Raw genomic sequence first — 18,655 nt, 5'->3', positions numbered from 1 at the left:
ACTCTGAATCTTATTCATCTGCTTAAGCATCACCTGTTTAAGCCCATTTTGGAGTGATCATGAATTACAGCTGGAATTGGGGTGTCTTATTACAACCGACCGGGATTGGTGATAGCACCTATCTCAACTGGATCATGACTGGCCTCGGCTGGTTAGCGGTCATTGCGATTGTAGCCTGGTCGATTGCCATGCTCTTGGGTAGCCTGCTGGGCATCATGCGCACCTTGCCCAGCCCAACGGCCCGGGCGATTGGTAGCGCTTATGTCACCATTTTTCGGAATGTGCCTTTACTGATCCAGTTATTTATCTGGTTCTATGTGGTTCCGAATTTTCTGCCGAACAGCATTCAAAGCTGGTGGATCAATGATCTGGGAGCCAATACCACGGCGCTGATTTCAGCCAGTATTGGTTTGGGACTGTTTACCGCAGCGCGGGTTTGTGAGCAGGTGCGTACCGGGATTGAAGCCATTCCACCCGGGCAGATCAATGCCGGCTATGCTATGGGGTTTAGCACCACACAATTATATCGCTATGTGATTTTACCGCAGTCTTTTCGCATGATCTTACCTCCCTTAAGTTCTGAGCTGACCAACTGTGTCAAGAACACCTCGGTGGCCTCACTGGTCGGGGTTGCGGAACTCATTTCCCAGATGAAAACCATCAGCGAATATACGCAAAATACCATTGAGATTTACACCTATGTCACCCTGATTTTTATCCTGATCAATGTCTGCCTGATTGGCTTGATGAACTTTCTGGAAAAGCGCCTTCAGGTGCCCGGTCTGATTGCGGGGACTAAATAATGGAATGGTTCACTGCATTTTTTCAGGATTTACAATTATCCGCACCTGCCCTATGGCATGGTCTGAGTATTACTTTAAAAGTCTTATTTTTTGCCACCATTGGCGGGGTCTTTATTGGCACCTTACTGGCATTAATGCGGCTGTCTTCAATCAAGGTGTTGAACTGGATTGCCAAGGGTTATGTCAATCTGTTCCGTTCGATTCCCCTGCTGCTGGTACTGATGTGGTTCTACTTCGCTGTGCCTTTTATCTATACTGGGGTGACTGGAAAATATCTGACCATGGATACGGCACTGGTGTCCAGTATTGTGGCTTTTATGCTGTTTGAAGCCGCCTATTTTTCCGAAATTGTCCGTGCCGGAATCCAGTCTATTCCGAAGGGACAAACAGATGCGGCCTCTGCCCTCGGCATGAGCTATGGCCAGTCCATGCGCCTGATTGTACTGCCTCAGGCCTTTCGCAAAATGACACCGCTATTATTACAACAGACCATTATTTTGTTTCAGGATTCCACCATGGTGTATGCAATTGGCCTGCTGGACTTTTTCCGCACCAATTATGTGCGTGGTGACCTGATGGGTTTACTCACCCAATATATTCTTTTTGCCGGTTTGGTCTATTTCACCATCAGTATGATCGCCACCTATATTGTTAAAAAATTACAGCAGAGGTTAACTGTATGAACGAAGCCAAAGTCATGATTGACCTCCAGCATGTCAGTAAATGGTATAAAGATTTTCAGGTACTGACCGACTGTACCACCCAGATTCGGCAAGGTGAAGTGGTGGTGGTTTGTGGTCCTTCCGGTTCAGGAAAATCCACCCTGATTAAAACTGTCAATGGTCTGGAACCTGTTCAGCAAGGCAGTATTCTGGTCGATGGAATTAAAATTAATGATCCGAAAACCAATTTAAATAAACTAAGAAGTCGCGTGGGCATGGTATTTCAGCATTTTGAATTGTTCCCGCATCTCAGTATTACCGAGAACCTGAGCATTGCCCAGATCAAGGTATTGGGTCGTTCTGAAGCCGAAGCCAAACAGAAAGGACTTGCCTATCTGGATCGTGTCGGCTTAAGTGCACAGGCCAATAAATTCCCGGCACAACTTTCTGGCGGACAACAGCAACGTGTCGCGATTGCCCGTGCGCTGAGCATGGATCCGATTGCCATGTTGTTTGATGAACCAACTTCTGCGCTTGACCCTGAAATGATTAATGAGGTGCTCGATGTCATGGTCGGTCTGGCCAAAGAAGGCATGACCATGATGTGTGTCACCCACGAAATGGGCTTTGCCCGACAGGTTGCCAACCGGGTCATCTTTATGGATCAGGGAAAAATTGTGGAAGATTGCAGTAAAGATGATTTCTTTAATACAGCGCGTGGTGAGCGTGCCCAGCAATTCCTGAACAAGATTCTGCACTAAGCTGTCATTATTCACCTTGCAGATAAAAAAGCTCATCCAAGGATGAGCTTTTGACAATCAGCAATTCAGACTTACCAATAATTCTCGACTGCAATATTGCCTTCACCACGCCGGTTCATGATCAGGCCACGGGCTTTTAAGGCTTCTTTGGTATCATCGACCATTTCCGGGTTACCGCAAAGCATGACATGGGTGGTTTGCGGATTGAGCTGCATACCTGCGGCTTTTTCCAGCTCGCCATTGGCAATCAGCACCGGTAAGCGGTCGTGCAAAGGTGCATCAGGCTCACGGGTAATAATCGGAATAAATTTAAATCCGCTATGTCCTTCGCCAAAGGTTTCGGCAATTTCCTGAATCCGTTCCACATAAGCGAGTTCAGCCCGGCTACGCACGCTATATACCAGATTGATTTTTTCGTATTTGCTCCAGGTTTCAAAGTCTTGCAACATACACAGAAACGGTGCCAGACCAGTTCCAGTGCCCAGTAACCACAAGTCTTTGGGCAAGGGCAACTGATAACGGGCCAGCGTCAGATAACCATACGGAATTTTTTCCAGAAACAGCTCATCCCCTACTTTAAGGTGCTGTAAATTGGAGGTAAATTTACCTTCTGGAACCACAATCGAAAAAAACTCCAGAGTTTCATCAAAAGGAGATGACACCACCGAATAGGCACGAACCACCAGTTCATCTCCCACTTGCAGGCCAATACGCGCAAATTGCCCCGCAGTGAATTTGAAGTGTGCCGGGCGTGTCATGGTGAAACTGAATAATGTATTGGTCCAGCGGTGTACAGATAAAACTTTTTCTTGGCTAAATTTTTCAATTGACATGATTTCAACGTGGCATGAAAGACTGTGCTCATGGTAGCATGGCAATATAATTTATTAATATTTTTTAAATGTTAAGGCTCTACTCATGCGCATGACTTTACGCCAATTGGCTGTTTTTGTAGCAGTGGCACAAGAGGGTACCGTAACGAAGGCTAGCGATGCCGTCAAACTTACTCAAAGTGCGGCTAGTATGGCTTTAGCAGATCTGGAAGATGGTCTGGGTGCTCCATTATTTGACCGTCTAGGCAAACGTTTACAGCTCAATGACTTGGGGCGCTTTCTTCTCCCTCAAGCGCTGGAAATTTTAGGTCGATGCGAATCTTTTGAACAGGTTGCGAAAGGTGAGCTTCAAAGTATCGATTTACGTTTAGGTGCAACCCTGACCATTTCAGATTACCTGATTCCTGACCTGATGGCCGATTTTCTAAAAATTCAGCCTCAAGCGCATTTACAGCTGCAAGTTGGTAATACCCGTCAAATGATTGAAGCGGTGAATCAGTTCCAGCTGGATCTGGCCTTGATCGAAGGCTCCTGTCATCTGCCACAACTGCAATGTATCCATTGGCGCGATGATGAACTGGCGGTGTGCTGTGCACCGGATCATCCCTTAGCGCAATTGAACCGTGAGCTGACCGCGGAAGATTTCAAATCTGTAGAGTGGATTCTGCGCGAAGAAGGTTCAGGTACTCGCGAAGTCTTTGATAATGCCATTTTGAAAGATGTGCCGGATGCCAATATCCGTCTGACACTTGGCCATAATGAAGCAATTTTGAAAATCGTAGCCGGCGGAATCGGCATGTCCTGTATTTCCAAACTTGCGATTGAGCCTTTACGCGAGAAAGGTCAACTGGTGATTCTCAATACTCCGTTCTGGTCTCTAACGCGTCCATTGTTTATGCTGGTACATCGCCAGAAATATCAGGGGCCAGGCCTGAGAGCCTTTATGAATTTCTGTGAAGCTTAAATTTGTTTTTCAATCAAAAAGCACCTTAAGGTGCTTTTTTATTCTATCTTAAAATTGGCTTTCACACGGGATGCCATCGCCGTCACCATCCATTTTAGTATTTGGACAGTTCCGGATAAAAAATAAAGCCTCTTCGTAAGAACCCATCTGACTACAGTGTTCTCGACCATCGCATTTAAATTGAGATATAGATGGCGAAGCCGTTTCTGGAGTTTTCAGATTAACCGGGTTACTTTGGCTTGGTACCTCAGTACCGCGATTTTCGAGGTTCTTTCTGCCCTGTTCAGATAATCCTTGCATAGCTAGATCACCTTGCGCTGCTCGCTGCTCAGCGACAATTCGTTGCTGCTCTACCATCAGTCCTTCAAGCTTTTGCTGTTTTTGAACTTGGTAGCTTTGGTATTTGTTATAAACAAGCCCAACAAGAATCGCAATAATAATTAATCCCGATATTGTGATTAGTTTGGATCGAGTTGATAATTTTGTCTTTTCATAACGTGGAGAAACATGTGCTTCAGGATCTTCATATAAATCATTATTCTGCTTAATAGCCAATTTTGATTTAATATCCAGCCGGATAATATGGTCTGCCTTAAACTTTCCATTATCTTCAACCATTAAAAACTTTAATTTTTCCCCAATTTTTAATGGAATATTTTGATTGGGAAAGTCTTTAATATGAAAAAATAAATCTTTAGATTCCCCTTCGATTTGAATAAAACCAAAACCACGCGCTTCGTGATAGGTTTTGATTTTCCCCTCTTGAAACATAATTCACTCTTGTCTTTGATATTTTTAATAATTGTAATAAAAAATACATCGAAAAGCTTTTATGAAATTCTTTAATAGAAAAACCAAAAAAGCACTTATAGGCGCTTTTTTAAATTGAAGAATAGAGAAATACCGAGTTAAAAATAGAAAATTAAAAATTTCTGGTTTAAATTTATACTTCGCCCAAAATTATAAAACCAACTGCGGATACCAGTGCCAACCATAGCGTTGGGCTAAAAAGAATTGAACGCTTTAACGGAACAGATATTGTGGGTGCCAAAGATGGTAATGCCACAACTTCCGCTACAAACTCGTCCTGTACTTTGACATCTAGGCGTACCATATTGTCCAATATTATGGTTTCCTGATGAGGAATCATTCTAAATTTAAGCAGTTCTCCAATTTGAGGATCAATTTCAGGTGAAGGTAAATCCTGTAGCCTAAAACTTAGTTCTTGAGCGTCATCTGCTAACTCAATGCTGCCTGTACCACGTTCGGAATCATAAGTTTTAATTTTTCCATTCCTAAACATGACATTTATCCCTATAAATCAACAGATAGTATTTTAAGTGAGAAGGAATAGAGATGATTGTAGCGCTTTGGTAGACGTTTTATTGTTTGCGTAACGAAGTACAAGCTTTAAGTTACAAAAACTGATGTAAGACTATAGTTCATGAATTTTTAGATAAAAAAGAGGCGAAAATGCCTCTTCATTTAGTCAAATTCACGGTTAATTAACGCTTGAGATTTGATAGTAATGCGGAAGTAATTGACTGGTTATGTGCAGCGACCTTAGATTTTTTAGCTTTCTTTGAAGTATCCTCAACACGTTCAATCTTAATGGCTTTATACTTATCGCCATTTTCTACCACATTAAATTTCACGCGTTCATTGCGTTTTGGCTCGCCTTCTGCCGCAGGAAAGTCTGAAATATGGAAGAACACATCTCCCTCAGCTGAACCAATAAAACCAAAACCTTTTGCAGGGTCGTACTGTTTGATTTTGCCCTGATATAATTCATCTTTCATGCTGTTGTCCTATGCTGAAAATGCCCGATCTACATTATATAAAAAAGAGGCTGTAGTAGCCCCTTTTTTCGTCCTGTTCAAAAATTAGTCTTTCTGAACTGAACCAAAGATTTTATCGCCAGCATCACCAAGACCCGGAACGATATAACCATTTTCATTTAAACCGCTGTCGATTGATGCAGTGAACATGATCACATCAGGATGTGCAGCCTCTACACGCTTAATACCTTCCGGTGCGGCAACCAGAACCATAACACGAATGTCTTTACAGCCACTGGCTTTGAGTACATCAATTGCAGCTACAAGAGAAGAACCTGTCGCCAACATCGGATCAATGATCATCGCGATACGGTTTTGTACGTCTGGAACCAGTTTTTTATAATAAGTACGGGCTTCCAGGGTTTCTTCATCACGCTCTAAACCGAGTACAGATACTTTTGCACTTGGAATCAGATTTAAGAAACCATCCAGCATGCCAATACCGGCACGTAGAATCGGCACAACCGTGATTTTTTTACCGGCAATACGGTCAACTGTGACAGCACCATTCCAGCCATCAATATCATGTTCAACCATTGGCAGGTCTTTAGTCGCTTCATAAGTCAGAAGCATGGTCACTTCTTGAGCTAACTCGCGGAAGTTTTTGGTACTGATATCTGCACGACGGAGTAAACCGAGCTTATGTCGGATGAGCGGATGACGGATTTCATGGATTGCCACAGGAGAACACCTAAAAGGTTAAAGATAAATTTCCGCTATTATAAAGGCTTTTATTGATTTGTATAAATAAAAAAGCCCCCAATCATGGAGGCTTTTTTGTAATAACGTCAATCTTCGCAGATATTAGTTAAAACCACTTTGAACCAAAGTGAAAATGAATTGCTGTAATTCAGGTGATATTGCGAAGAACGCATATTTAGAAATCGCAATCACTGGATCTGGATAAACACCAATCACAAGTACCGCAAGTGCAGCAAGTAATACCATGATACCGCCGACTTTTTGACCCCAATGATTCACCGCATCTAGACGTGGTGTTTCAGGTGGTGTCATGTACAGCACGACCATCACGCGCAGGTAGTAATACAAACCAATACCTGAACCCAGAATAACCATTGCAGTCAGGAACCAGGCTTCGCCTGCAACCGCAGTTTTAATCACCAGGAACTTACCGATAAAGCCGGCAGTTAAAGGAATACCTGCAAGAGACAGCATCATTACGGTTAATACAGCAGTCAGGACTGGACGGCGCCAGAACAGACCACGGTATTCAGCCAGACTACCCGCTTCATCCGTATTGTTATACGGACTCGACATCAGCGTCACAACACCGAAAGCACCAATCGTGGTTAATACATAAGTAATCACATACACGTTTACACTTTCAAAAGTCGCAAAACCTTGAACCTGTAAGAAATCGGTATTACGTGAACTGACGATGGCAACCAGCAAATAACCAAAGTGCGCAATTGAAGAGTATGCCAGAATACGTTTCAGGTTCACTTGGCGAACAGCCAGCAAGTTACCTGCAAGAATCGACAATACTGCAATAATCGAAATGATCGTTACGAAGCTGTCTGCCAGGATTAAACCTGAAGACAAAACATAACGAACAAACAGACCAATCATCGCCACTTTTGCCACAGTCGCAAGGAAAGTCGCGATTGGTGCTGGTGCACCTGCGTAGACGTCTGGTGTCCATTTGTGGAATGGTGCCAGCGATAATTTAAATGCCACAGCAAATACAATTAAGGCCAGACCAATTATCACAGCTGGCTGACTGAATACAGTAAACAGTTTGCCCGGTTCAGCAACGAAACTTAAAGTACCTGTGTAGGCATAAATATATGCCATACCCATCAGCAGCATTGCAGACGCAGTTGCTGAAAGCACCAGATATTTCACACCTGCTTCAAGCGATTGAGAACGTTGATGTGTATATGCCAACAGGCCGTATACAGGAATCGACATCAACTCAAGGCTAATAAAGAATGATGCATAGTGCGAGCTTGCCACCATTAACATTGCACCCGCGACGGATATCAACATCAAGATATACAGCTCTTCACGGTTATCTTTATAAGTTTCGATATACGCGTGTGACAAGGTACTACAGGCAAGTGCAGCAATCAGAATCACAAACTGGTACAACATCGTAAATGGATCTACGATGAACAGATTCATCACATTGGCAGGTGCAAATGTGCCTGCCAACAGAACGAAAATGATATAGAACGCCGCTAAGTTCAGACCAACAACAGTCGTCGTCGCAACAAGATTATGGTTACGCTTGATTGCCGTCAGCAACATCACGACGATCGCAGTTAACGACACGATCATCACAGGTGCGAGCGGCATAAGCTCAGAAAAAGACATTGTGAAGTTCATGGCTTATTGGATCTCCACATTTTCAAGTTGAGTCGTTACCTGATCAGCAACTTCAACCACTTCTTGAACTGGAATGTAGCTATTCGCTAACCACGCCATGCTTGAGTTAGACACATCAAGGAAGCTTTGTGGGTATAGACCAAGCCAAAGTAGACCAAACGCGCAGATCAACAATAACGCGATTTCACGTGCATTCAGATCTTTTAACGGATGTGTATAGTGCTGTTTTTGCGCTTCGTTTGGCACACCAAACAGGGCTTTGTGAATCAGGATCAGACCATACAGACCTGCAAAGACCAGACTGATTGCCGCAAGAATAGTGAACGCCGGGAATTGTGCATAAGCACCCATCAAGATCAGGAACTCACCAATGAAGTTACCCAGACCTGGAATACCGACAAGCGCCGCAACAAAGAACATCAGGAAGAATGCAAGATACGGGAACTGACCACGCATCCCCCCCATCAAACGCATGTCACGCGTATGCACACGCTCATATACCTGACCACACATAATGAACAGTGCAGCAGAGGAAATACCATGTGCCAACATCATGATCATCAGACCCTGGAAGGTCAGGATGTTACCTGCGTAAATCGCAAGTAAAACAAAGCCCATGTGGGAAATAGATGTGTACGCTAGTAAGCGTTTCATGTCGGTTTGCTGGAAAGCACACCAGGCACCGTAGAAGATACCGATTAAACCCAGAATGATCGCGATATCTGCAAACTGAGCCGAAGCTGCCGGGAAGAACGGAATCACGAAACGCAATAAACCGTACGCCGCAGTTTTAATCAAGATACCTGCAAGGTCAACAGAACCCGCTGTTGGTGCTTGCGCATGCGCATCTGGTAACCAGCCGTGTAATGGGAAAACTGGAAGTTTTACCGCAAAACCGATGAATAAACAGATCATGAATGCATAAGCAAGCGCTGGAACCTGAGCGTCAAGCGTATTCGCCACACCTAATAAATAGTTGTAGTCGAAACGGATTTCGCCAGTCATGGTATAGCCTACAGTCACCAGACCCAGGATACCAATCAGCATCACCAAACCGGCAACCTGCGTGTAAATGAAGAACTTGTTTGCTGCATAAACACGTGACTTGCCTTCTGCCCCTTTATGACCCCAAAGGGCAATCAGGAAGTAGATCGGCACCAGCATCATCTCCCAGAAGAAGAAGAACAGGAACAGGTCAATCGCCAGGAATACACCGATCACACCACCCAAAGACCATAAAAGGTTCAAGTGGAAGAAACCAACGTTCTTTTGAATCTCACCCCATGAACAGCCGACTGCCAGCACACCCAGGAGTGCAGTCAAACCAACCATAAGAAGTGATAAACCATCCACGGCTAAGTGAATGTTAATGCCGAGGGTCTGAATCCAAGGCAGTTTGAATTCGGCAGCCCACGAAGGTGTCGCAGCGCCTAATTCATAGTTATAGGTACCAGTTTGCCAAAGGACGATGGTCAGAACCAAAGTCACCAGCATACCGATTAGCGCGATATAACGCGGCAAGTGTTGGTCGAGTTTATCGACCAACCAGCATATGAAACCTGCAATGAACGGAATGAGGATCAGAGCCGGCAAAATAATATTGTTTGGAGCTTCCATTTTATTTCCCCACGACCTGAATCACGATCAAGATCATCAGTAGGACAACGACACCGAGCCCCATACTAGATGCATATTCACGCAGTGAACCGGTTTGACGTGAACTTGTAAAGCTGTGACCACTTTTGACCAGTGCAGGAAGTACCAGCCATAAGCCATCAATTGGATCACGACCGAACAGTTTAGCGAACAGCAAATATGGCTTGACGAAAATCAGGTCATAAAGCTTGTCGAAACCTAATGCATTACGGCAGATATTGACCAGACCCGCACCCACAGAAGTGGCAGCAAAACGTTTGACTGCATTGTAAGCAAAAGCGAACAGCACCACACCGACCACAAGACCCGTCAATGCAACAGCAATGGCGATGTATTCAGCACCATGTGCACCTGCTTCAAGCGCTTCAGGAATAATGAAGGCTGGAATTTGGGCTGCATCTAGAATGCTCATCACGGGTGCTTTCAGTACGATTGCCAGACCTGTCGAAAGGACAGCAAGAATCGCCAGTGGCGCCCAGTAAGTTGCACCTTTGATTTCATGATAAGGCGTGTTTTCTTTGCCGAAGAATACCACCCAGATTAGACGGAATGTATAAATCGAGGTTAAGAAAGCACCTGCAACACCGACCCAGTACAGCGTGTTATACACTGGTAAACCAGCAATATGACTTTGCGTCCAGACTGCAGCAAGAATTGCGTCTTTTGAGAAGAAACCAATGGTCAGGAATGGAATCGCTGCCAAGGCACCGCCACCAATCGCGAAACATGCAAACAGGAATTTGTTCTTGTAGAACAAACCGCCCATCTTGAAGATGTTTTGTTCGTGATGGTAAGCCAAAATTACCGCACCAGACGACAAGAACAAGAGTGCCTTGAAGAATGCGTGAGTCAGCATGTGGAATAGACCCGCCTGGTATGCTTCAGCACCTACTGCCATAAACATATAACCGAGCTGACTCATGGTTGAGTAAGCCAGAATACGTTTGATGTCGGTCTGAACCAATGCAGCAAAACCAGCCACAAGCAAGGTCACCGCACCTGTGATCGAAATAAACACCATCACTTCTGGCGCAAGTTCAAAGACTGCAAACAGACGGCAGCACAGGTAAACACCCGCCGTTACCATGGTTGCAGCATGGATCAATGCAGAAACAGGTGTTGGACCTGCCATTGCATCGGCCAACCATGTTTGTAATGGGATCTGTGCAGATTTACCTGCCGCACCCAAGAACAATAACAATGCTGTCCAGATGGTCAGCGAAGAACTTTGCGTCATTACAGTCGCTGCATTTTCAACGATGTACTGAATGTTCAAAGTACCGAATTGCTGGAAGATCAGGAACATGGCAATCAGCAGGAATACGTCACCGATACGGGTAACAGTAAACGCCTTGATTGCCGCCAGACCATTTGCAGGGTTCTGGTAGTAATAACCAATCAGCAGGTATGAACACAGACCTACACCTTCCCAACCTAAGAACAATAACGCCAAGTTATCGCCAAGCACGAGAAGCAACATGCTTGCAACGAACAGGTTGAAGTAAGAGAAGAAACGTGCAAAGTCTTCTTCACCACGCATGTACCATGATGCAAAGATGTGAATTAAGAAACCCACACCTGTCACCATGCCCAGCATTAGTAAAGACAAACCGTCGAGCTGCAAGCTGATGCCCGGTGCAAAACCACCGACATTGAACCAGGTCCACAGGTGCTGAACATAGAGTTCTTTACCATTGTTAACAAAGTCCAGACCCGCAATCAGTGCAAACAGTGCCGATAAACCAACCGCACCGACACCAATTATCGCTGCAACATTTTCAGGAAGCTTGTTGCGCCCCGCCGCTAACAGGACAAAACCAATGAGCGGAAATAAAATTGTTAGATATAAATAACTCATCCGCGCATCTCACTAGCAGCATCCACATCCAGGTGATGGAAGCGATGATAGAACTGAAGGACGATCGCAAGACCAATACAAGCCTCTGCCGCAGCAAGCGTCAGGATCAGGATGAACATGATCTGACCATCTGGCTGTGCCCATGCACTGCCCGCCAGGACGAACGCCAAAGCAGCAGCGTTCATCATGATTTCAAGGCTCATTAAAATAAATAGTAGGTTGCGTCGCACCATTACACCGTAAAAACCCAGTGCAAAGAGAATAGATGCAACGATCAAACCATGCTCTAAAGGGATGTTGCCCATTATTCTTTTTCCTCTTCTGCATCTGGCTCACGTTTACCCAAATGGAATGCAGCTACTAATGCAGCAAGCAATAACATCGCGGCAACTTCAACCAACAACAAGTACTGCGTAAAGAGTGCTTGACCCACGGCTTTCGGGCCCACCATTTCCACACCCATTACCAGTGAAGGCTGTGCGTAATCAGAGTTTAATACCCATACCAGTACCAGACCGATCAGGAAGCTCATCAGCGCCGGATAAGCCCACGCCGATGAAGTTAACCATTTACGTTCTTGTTCAACGGTTTGTTCACCCAGATTCAGCATCATCACCACGAACACGAACAACACCATGATCGCGCCAGCATAGACAATAATTTCGAGGGCAGCCGCGAACGGCGCACCAACGATCATGAACATGCCTGCAACAGCAAGCAAGGATACGATCAGGCTTAATAAAGCATGTACCGGATTCGCGTTAGTCACCACGCGAACCGTAGAGACAATGGCCACAAGGGCCATTAAATAAAATGGCCACATCATGGTAATAGACTCCGTACATCAACAGGTGCACTTTCACGCTGTGCTTGACCTTTGTCCTTGCCTGCAACTGCCATACCGGTGACACGGTAGAAGTTATAGTCAGGATATTTACCAGGACCAGAAATCAGCAAGTGTTCTTTTTCATAGACCAGGTCTTGACGAACATATTCACCGAGTTCGAAATCCGGGGTCATTTGAATGGCTGTGGTTGGACAGGCTTCTTCACACATACCGCAGAAAATACAACGTGAGAAGTTGATACGGAAAAACTCCGGATACCAGCGACCATCTTCACGTTCTGCTTTTTGTAATGAGATACAGCCTACCGGACAGGCAACCGCACACAGGTTACATGCGACACAACGCTCTTCGCCATCAGGGTCACGTGTTAATACAATACGACCACGGAAACGTGGTGGCACGATTTCTTCGGCCGGCACTTCTGGATATAAAATCGTGTCACGTTTACGCGTTACATGGCTAAACACCATCCAAAGCGAACGAACAATCGATCCAAATCCAGCTAGAAATTTAAACATTTTGTTCTCCCTGCCCTTACCACAAGATCACGGCACCAGTCACCAACAGGTTGACTAGAGCTAATGGCAAGCAAATTTTCCAACCAAAGTTCATTACCTGGTCATAACGTGGACGCATTAATGAACCACGTGCCAACACGAACATCATTACAAAGAATGCTGTTTTGATAATGAACCAGAATGCTGCTGGAAGGAACGGAATTTCAAGGTTGAATGGCGCGAGCCAGCCACCGAAGAATAACGTCACGATTAAAGCAGAGATCAGTACTACGTTGACGTATTCCGCAACGAAGAACATCCCCCACTTCATGCCGCCGTATTCGACATGATAACCTTCAGCCAGTTCTTGTTCTGCTTCTGGTTGGTCAAATGGATGACGATGCGTCACCGCAACACCCGCAACCACGAAGATCAGGAAGCCAAGGAACTGAGGCACTACGAACCAGACATCACGTTGTGCTTCAACGATTTCACGCATGTTGAATGAGCCGGCAATTGCCACCACACCCATCAGCGAGATCCCCAGGAACACTTCATAAGAAATGGTCTGAGCCGCAGAACGTAAACCACCGAGTAAGGCGTATTTGTTGTTGGATGACCAGCCACCGAACAGTACTGCATAGACTGCAATACCTGCCATTGCCATAAAGAACAACAGGCCGATGCTCATGTCTGCCACACCTAGATAAGGTGAAACAGGAATAACCATGAACGACAGCACCGCAGTTGCCATCGCAACTGCTGGCGCCATACGGAAAGTCAGTTTGTCAGCAAATTTTGGTGTCCAGTCTTCCTTGAACATGATTTTCAGCATGTCGGCAACAATCTGGAACATACCGCCCGGACCGACACGGTTCGGACCGTAACGGTCTTGCCACAAGCCGAGTAAACGGCGTTCAATAAAAGACATCAACGCAGCGATCAATACCACAACCAGTAAGATCACGATCGCTTGAATGACTGAATAGGCGATTGGCCAGTTTTCAGCCCACAACGGCGTTTGACGGATTAATTCTTGTTCCATGAATTACACTCCAACCGCGACTGAAACAGGCTCTGCCAGAGATACCGTCGGTGCAAGACCGATTGGGTAGCCAATATAACCTGTCGGTAAGTATTCAATGACTTGTACAGGCAGAACAATAGAGGTCTCGCCTGCTTTTACTGTCATTGTCTGACCATCTTGAACATTCAAGCGGGCTGCATCCTGTTCACCGACCGCAAATACCGCTTCAGGAATACGTGTTTCCATTGCTGGTGTTTTTACGGTGAATTCACCTGAACCAAAGATATGGTGCATTGGTACCAGACGGAAGCTTTCAGCATTAACCAAAACAGGTGCCGGTGCAACAAAGGTACGTGCCGGAAGTTTTGCCAAACGGTCGAATAAACGAACGCCTGAATCACCACCTTTCAAATGACCGCCGACATTGTCCTGGAATTTGTTCCAGGCTTGCGGCGAGTTCCAGCCGGCAGACCATGCAAATGGTACCAGTGCTGAAGGTGTTTGAGTTCCGACATAACCTTCCATCGAGAAGGTTAATGCAGAGTCGTTGTCCACTGGCTGTTTTGGCTCATGGACAGACAATGGCGCGCGCATCGAAGTACGACCTGAGTAACGACGTGGTTCACGTGCTACTTTAAGACCATGGACACGGAAGCCCGCATCAGGCGCAACATCCAGAATGCCTTCAAGTGCAGGTACGTTTTTCGCAACTGACTCGATCACATCATCCAGCAACGTCCAAGAAATCGCTTTGCCTTTCACGCCTGTTTCCAAAGCGTGTAACCAGCGCCAAGATTCTTTGATTGCCAATTCAGGATTGTAGTAGCTCGGGTCATACACTTGGTAGAAACGTTGTGCACGGCCTTCTTGCGATACCACCGTACCATCACCTTCAGCAAAGCTTGCAGCAGAAAGCACGATGTCGGCTTTTTTCACTGTTTCAGTTTCAGAGTGATCCAGTACGATCAGGTCTTTGCCTGCCAGTGCAGCATCCACTTGTGCAGCAGGTAGACGACGATACAGATCGTTTTCAACCACGATCACTGCATCATAATCTTGTGCAAAGGCTTGCTCTAAGCTTTGACCACCGAAGATTGCCATACCCATCGAGTTCACTTCAGGAACTGTCAAGGTCAAGCCTGCATTACCCAGATTTTGTGCAACTTGTGCAGCAGCTTCCATGATTGATGCATCTTGTAAGCTGGTACCCGAGATGATCAATGGTTTTTTCGCAGCTTTTAAGGTGTCGGCAATCGTTTGTGCAAATGCTTTCGCATCGTCATCTAAACCGAGAATTGCTTCGCCCTTCACGCCCGCAGCAACAGCAAAACCTAAACGTGCAATGTCGTTTGGAGAAGCAACCACTTCGCCTTCGGCAACATCAGACAGACGGGTTTGTGTCGCAGCCAGGATGTAAATCGGAGATTTCGCATCTTGAGCAATACGTTGCACCGGCTCAGCCAACCATTCCTGGGTACGACGTTCCGCTGCCATCTCTTTGCCTTTATTTTTCGCAGCTTGGCGAACAGATAAAGCCATACGAGGCGCAGTTTGGGTTAAGTCTTCACCTAAGATCAAAACTGCATCATAGCTTTCAATTTCACGCATATTCGGGTTGTAAACACCCTCGGTTTGCATGATTGAAGCTGCAAGTTCAACCAGATTTTGCTCTTTTTGAGATAAACCTGTTGAGAAGTTCTCTTGACCCACCAACTCACGCAGCGCGAAGTTTGATTCAAGTGATGCACGCGGTGAACCAATCCCCAAAACTTTTTTGTCCTGGATATTTGCAATGACCGTATCAAGTGCTGCATCTACTGAAACAGTTTCTACAGTCGCACCTTTACGGAATTGTGGCTGACGCGGACGGTCTTCGCGGTTCACATAACCTGTACCGAAACGGCCTTTATCGCATAGGAAGTATTGGTTAACTTCACCATTGAAACGGTTTTCGACACGGCGAAGTTCACCATAACGCTCACCCGGAGAAATGTTACAACCTGAAGAACAGCCTTGGCATACGCTTGGCGCATATTGCATGTCCCATTTACGGTTATAACGTGCCGAATGAGTTTTATCGGTAAATACACCTGTTGGACAAACTTCAGTCAGGTTACCCGAGAATTCAGATTCTAAAGTGCCTGATTCTGGACGACCGAAATACACACGTGATGCGTTGGCATACACGCCGAAGTCCGTACCACCTGCATAGTCTTTGTAATAACGCACACAACGGTAACAGGCGATACAACGGTTCATTTCGTGAGAAATGAATGAGCCAAGCTCTTGGTTGTAATGGGTACGTTTGGTGAAACGGTAGCGACGACGGTCATGCTGCGTCATTACGGTCATATCTTGTAAATGACAGTGACCACCCTCTTCACAGACCGGACAGTCGTGCGGGTGGTTGGTCATCAAGAATTCAACAATCGAAGCACGGAAATCTTTTGCTTCTTTGTCTTCAATCGAGATGTAGGTATTGTCAGATGCAGGCGTCATACATGACATGACCAAACGACCACGGGTATCTTCCGGATTCGCGTATTGAGTCACGGCACATTGACGGCAAGAACCGACAGAACCTAAGGACGGATGCCAACAAAAGTATGGGATATCAATGCCAAGACTCAAACATGCTTGTAGCAAGTTTTCCGAGCCGTTGACTTCATACGATTTGCCATCGACATGAATTGTAGCCATAGTCGAATTCCTTAAGCTTGTTCTACGGAGCTAACTTGAGCAGCGGCATTCACCACCTTCGCTTCAAATTCGCCACGGAAATGTTTGAGTGCGCCCATGAGCGGTTCCATTGCACCCGGTGCGTGGGCACAGAAAGTCTTACCGATCCAAAGCTTACGCGTTAACTCTTGTAAGTGATCGATATCTTCCTGTTTACCTGTGCCATTTTCCAGCGCTTTTAACGCTTTCACTGCCCAAGGCAAGCCATCACGGCAAGGGGTACAGAAACCACATGATTCGCGTGCAAAGAATTCTTCTAGGTTACGTGTTGCTGAAACCATACATTGGGTTTCATCAACCACCATGAGCAGACATGTTCCCAAACGAGAACCTGCTTTCATGATGCTTTCCGCATCCATCGGAAGATCGATATGCTCGGCCGCCAGGAAGTCCGTTGATGCACCACCCGGTAACCATGCTTTCAGCGTTAAGCCATCGCGCATACCACCCGCGTGATCTTCAATCACTTCACGCGCAGTCGTACCAAAAGGCAATTCCCATAGACCCGGGAATTTCACTTTACCTGATGCACCATAGATTTTCGTACCTGGATCTTTCGATTTGCCCGCAGACAAGCCGATATACCATTCAGGGCCACGCAGCATGATGGCGGGTAAGTTGTTGTAGGTCTCTACGTTGTTGACAATCGTAGGACGACCCCAAGCACCTGCAACTTGCGGGAATGGCGGTTTGGTACGCGGGTTGGCACGACGGCCTTCAAGCGAGTTAATCAATGCAGTTTCTTCACCACAGATATAACGACCTGCACCGGTATGCACGTGTAACTCGAAGTTCCAGCCGGTACCCAGGATGTTATCCCCTAAGTAACCTTTGGCACGAACTTGCTCAAGCGCTTCATTTAAGTACTGAGCCGCTTCGATGTACTCGCCACGGATAAAGATATAACCATGGGTTGCTTCAAGCGTATAACCCGCGATCAGCATCCCTTCGATCAGTTGATGTGGAAGATCTTCCATCAACAAACGGTCTTTGAAGGTACCTGGTTCCATCTCATCGGCATTACAAATCAGGTAACGTGGACCTGAATTGTCATTTGGCGCCATTAGTGACCATTTGATGCCTGCCGGGAAGCCTGCACCACCACGACCTTTAACAGTCGCTGCCTTCACCACGTCCAATACATCTTTAGGCGACATCGACAGGGCTTTTTTAAAGCCTGCATAACCTTCGAGCGCTTCGTAATCATCTGCATTACGTACGTTCGCTTGTTTGCTTAAACGCCATGTGAGTGGATGCGTTTCCGGGTTACCGTCGCCATAAATTGGTTTTGGTTCAGTATTCATACATACTTCTCCAACAGCTGTTTCACCGAAGTCACTTCAACCAGACCGTGCGTGTCTTCATCAATCATTAAGGTTGGACCTTTGTCACAGTTGCCCAGGCAGCAAATTGGCAGCAAGGTAAAACGACCATCTGCAGTCGTTTGACCAAACTGAATGCCTAATTCGCGCTGGAATGCTTCTGCCAAAGTTTCCGCACCCATCAAGAAGCACGCAATCGAATCACATAACAAAATTACGTGACGACCGACCGGCTGACGGTAAATACGGTTATAGAAGGTTGCCACACCTTCCAGATCTGCAACGCTCATGCTCAGCATTTGCGCGATGGCATTCATTTGCGCATCATCTACCCACCCATTACGGCGTTGTACACACTTTAGCGCGTCCAGACATGCCGCACGTGGGTATGGATAGTGCCCCATGTGATGTTCGATATCGTGAATTTCGTCCGCAGTCAAAATTCCTTCAACGTTCACACGTGGCTTTTTATCAGTCAAAATCATCATAATGCGTTTAC

The 18,655-nt window shown here is 45.9% G+C and carries 19 protein-coding genes; 4 read left to right on the top strand and 15 right to left on the bottom strand.

Annotated elements, in window-relative coordinates:
- The first annotated feature begins 59 nt into the window (after positions 1–59).
- From FTU44_RS03940 to FTU44_RS03930, 3 genes are read left to right on the top strand one after another with little or no spacing between them, the layout of a single operon-like run.
- Positions 60–803, top strand: a complete 744-nt coding sequence (locus tag FTU44_RS03940) for an amino acid ABC transporter permease (protein ID WP_074383457.1) — start codon at positions 60–62, stop codon at positions 801–803.
- The gene (locus FTU44_RS03935) at positions 803–1,486 is read left to right on the top strand and encodes an ABC transporter permease subunit (RefSeq protein WP_100329146.1); all 684 of its coding nucleotides are present in this window, start codon (positions 803–805) and stop codon (positions 1,484–1,486) included. Before FTU44_RS03940 ends, FTU44_RS03935 begins: the two co-directional genes overlap by 1 nt.
- 14 nt (positions 1,487–1,500) lie before the next feature.
- On the top strand, positions 1,501–2,226 hold the full coding sequence (locus tag FTU44_RS03930) for an amino acid ABC transporter ATP-binding protein (protein ID WP_171063342.1): 726 nt from the start codon (positions 1,501–1,503) through the stop codon (positions 2,224–2,226).
- A gap of 71 nt (positions 2,227–2,297) precedes the next feature.
- Here FTU44_RS03930 and FTU44_RS03925 read toward each other — a convergent pair whose 3' ends face one another.
- On the bottom strand, positions 2,298–3,059 hold the full coding sequence (locus FTU44_RS03925) for a ferredoxin--NADP reductase (RefSeq protein ID WP_100329147.1): 762 nt from the start codon (positions 3,057–3,059) through the stop codon (positions 2,298–2,300).
- Between the two features lie 85 nt (positions 3,060–3,144).
- Between FTU44_RS03925 and gigC the strand changes: the two genes are divergently transcribed.
- Entirely contained in the window at positions 3,145–4,023 is an 879-nt protein-coding gene (gene gigC, locus FTU44_RS03920; RefSeq protein WP_005169640.1) for a LysR family transcriptional regulator GigC, read from the top strand.
- Between the two features lie 48 nt (positions 4,024–4,071).
- On the opposite strand, the gene FTU44_RS03915 is transcribed toward gigC, so the two are convergent.
- From FTU44_RS03915 to nuoE, 14 genes are all read right to left on the bottom strand, one after another.
- Positions 4,072–4,794 (bottom strand): cold shock domain-containing protein, encoded by a 723-nt coding sequence (locus FTU44_RS03915; RefSeq protein ID WP_180049552.1) that lies wholly within the window; start codon positions 4,792–4,794, stop codon positions 4,072–4,074.
- A 172-nt stretch (positions 4,795–4,966) separates the two neighbouring features.
- Entirely contained in the window at positions 4,967–5,326 is a 360-nt protein-coding gene (locus FTU44_RS03910; protein ID WP_005097909.1) for a hypothetical protein, read from the bottom strand.
- A 202-nt stretch (positions 5,327–5,528) separates the two neighbouring features.
- Positions 5,529–5,822: a cold shock domain-containing protein gene (locus tag FTU44_RS03905; RefSeq protein ID WP_005097911.1), complete on the bottom strand. Its 294-nt coding sequence runs from the start codon at positions 5,820–5,822 to the stop codon at positions 5,529–5,531.
- A gap of 84 nt (positions 5,823–5,906) precedes the next feature.
- Positions 5,907–6,542 (bottom strand): uracil phosphoribosyltransferase, encoded by a 636-nt coding sequence (upp, locus tag FTU44_RS03900; RefSeq protein ID WP_005097912.1) that lies wholly within the window; start codon positions 6,540–6,542, stop codon positions 5,907–5,909.
- Between the two features lie 123 nt (positions 6,543–6,665).
- Positions 6,666–8,210 (bottom strand): NADH-quinone oxidoreductase subunit NuoN, encoded by a 1,545-nt coding sequence (gene nuoN, locus FTU44_RS03895; RefSeq protein WP_074383461.1) that lies wholly within the window; start codon positions 8,208–8,210, stop codon positions 6,666–6,668.
- A 3-nt stretch (positions 8,211–8,213) separates the two neighbouring features.
- On the bottom strand, positions 8,214–9,827 hold the full coding sequence (nuoM, locus tag FTU44_RS03890; protein WP_100329150.1) for an NADH-quinone oxidoreductase subunit M: 1,614 nt from the start codon (positions 9,825–9,827) through the stop codon (positions 8,214–8,216).
- A 1-nt stretch (position 9,828) separates the two neighbouring features.
- Positions 9,829–11,724: an NADH-quinone oxidoreductase subunit L gene (gene nuoL / locus FTU44_RS03885; protein ID WP_005097915.1), complete on the bottom strand. Its 1,896-nt coding sequence runs from the start codon at positions 11,722–11,724 to the stop codon at positions 9,829–9,831.
- The gene (nuoK, locus tag FTU44_RS03880) at positions 11,721–12,029 is read right to left on the bottom strand and encodes an NADH-quinone oxidoreductase subunit NuoK (RefSeq protein WP_004280769.1); all 309 of its coding nucleotides are present in this window, start codon (positions 12,027–12,029) and stop codon (positions 11,721–11,723) included. Before nuoK ends, nuoL begins: the two co-directional genes overlap by 4 nt.
- A complete protein-coding gene (gene nuoJ / locus FTU44_RS03875; RefSeq protein WP_171063341.1) occupies positions 12,029–12,547 on the bottom strand; it encodes an NADH-quinone oxidoreductase subunit J in 519 nt (172 codons plus the stop codon). Before nuoJ ends, nuoK begins: the two co-directional genes overlap by 1 nt.
- A complete protein-coding gene (gene nuoI, locus FTU44_RS03870) occupies positions 12,547–13,089 on the bottom strand; it encodes an NADH-quinone oxidoreductase subunit NuoI (protein WP_005097919.1) in 543 nt (180 codons plus the stop codon). The genes nuoJ and nuoI overlap by 1 nt, the downstream gene beginning before the upstream one ends.
- 16 nt (positions 13,090–13,105) lie before the next feature.
- Positions 13,106–14,113, bottom strand: a complete 1,008-nt coding sequence (gene nuoH / locus FTU44_RS03865) for an NADH-quinone oxidoreductase subunit NuoH (protein WP_005097920.1) — start codon at positions 14,111–14,113, stop codon at positions 13,106–13,108.
- Positions 14,114–14,116: 3 nt separating this feature from the next.
- Positions 14,117–16,795: an NADH-quinone oxidoreductase subunit NuoG gene (gene nuoG / locus FTU44_RS03860; protein WP_180049550.1), complete on the bottom strand. Its 2,679-nt coding sequence runs from the start codon at positions 16,793–16,795 to the stop codon at positions 14,117–14,119.
- Between the two features lie 11 nt (positions 16,796–16,806).
- Entirely contained in the window at positions 16,807–18,138 is a 1,332-nt protein-coding gene (gene nuoF / locus FTU44_RS03855; RefSeq protein ID WP_005097923.1) for an NADH-quinone oxidoreductase subunit NuoF, read from the bottom strand.
- Positions 18,135–18,644, bottom strand: coding sequence for an NADH-quinone oxidoreductase subunit NuoE (gene nuoE / locus FTU44_RS03850; protein WP_004280775.1), 510 nt, complete (start codon positions 18,642–18,644; stop codon positions 18,135–18,137). The genes nuoF and nuoE overlap by 4 nt, the downstream gene beginning before the upstream one ends.
- Positions 18,645–18,655 lie beyond the last annotated feature (11 nt).

Origin of the sequence: Acinetobacter sp. YH12105 (genome assembly GCF_013419095.1) — a bacterium.
Lineage (GTDB): Bacteria > Pseudomonadota > Gammaproteobacteria > Pseudomonadales > Moraxellaceae > Acinetobacter > Acinetobacter pseudolwoffii.
Note: the sequence above shows the minus strand (reverse complement) of the source record. Positions and strands in the feature narration are given on the sequence as shown.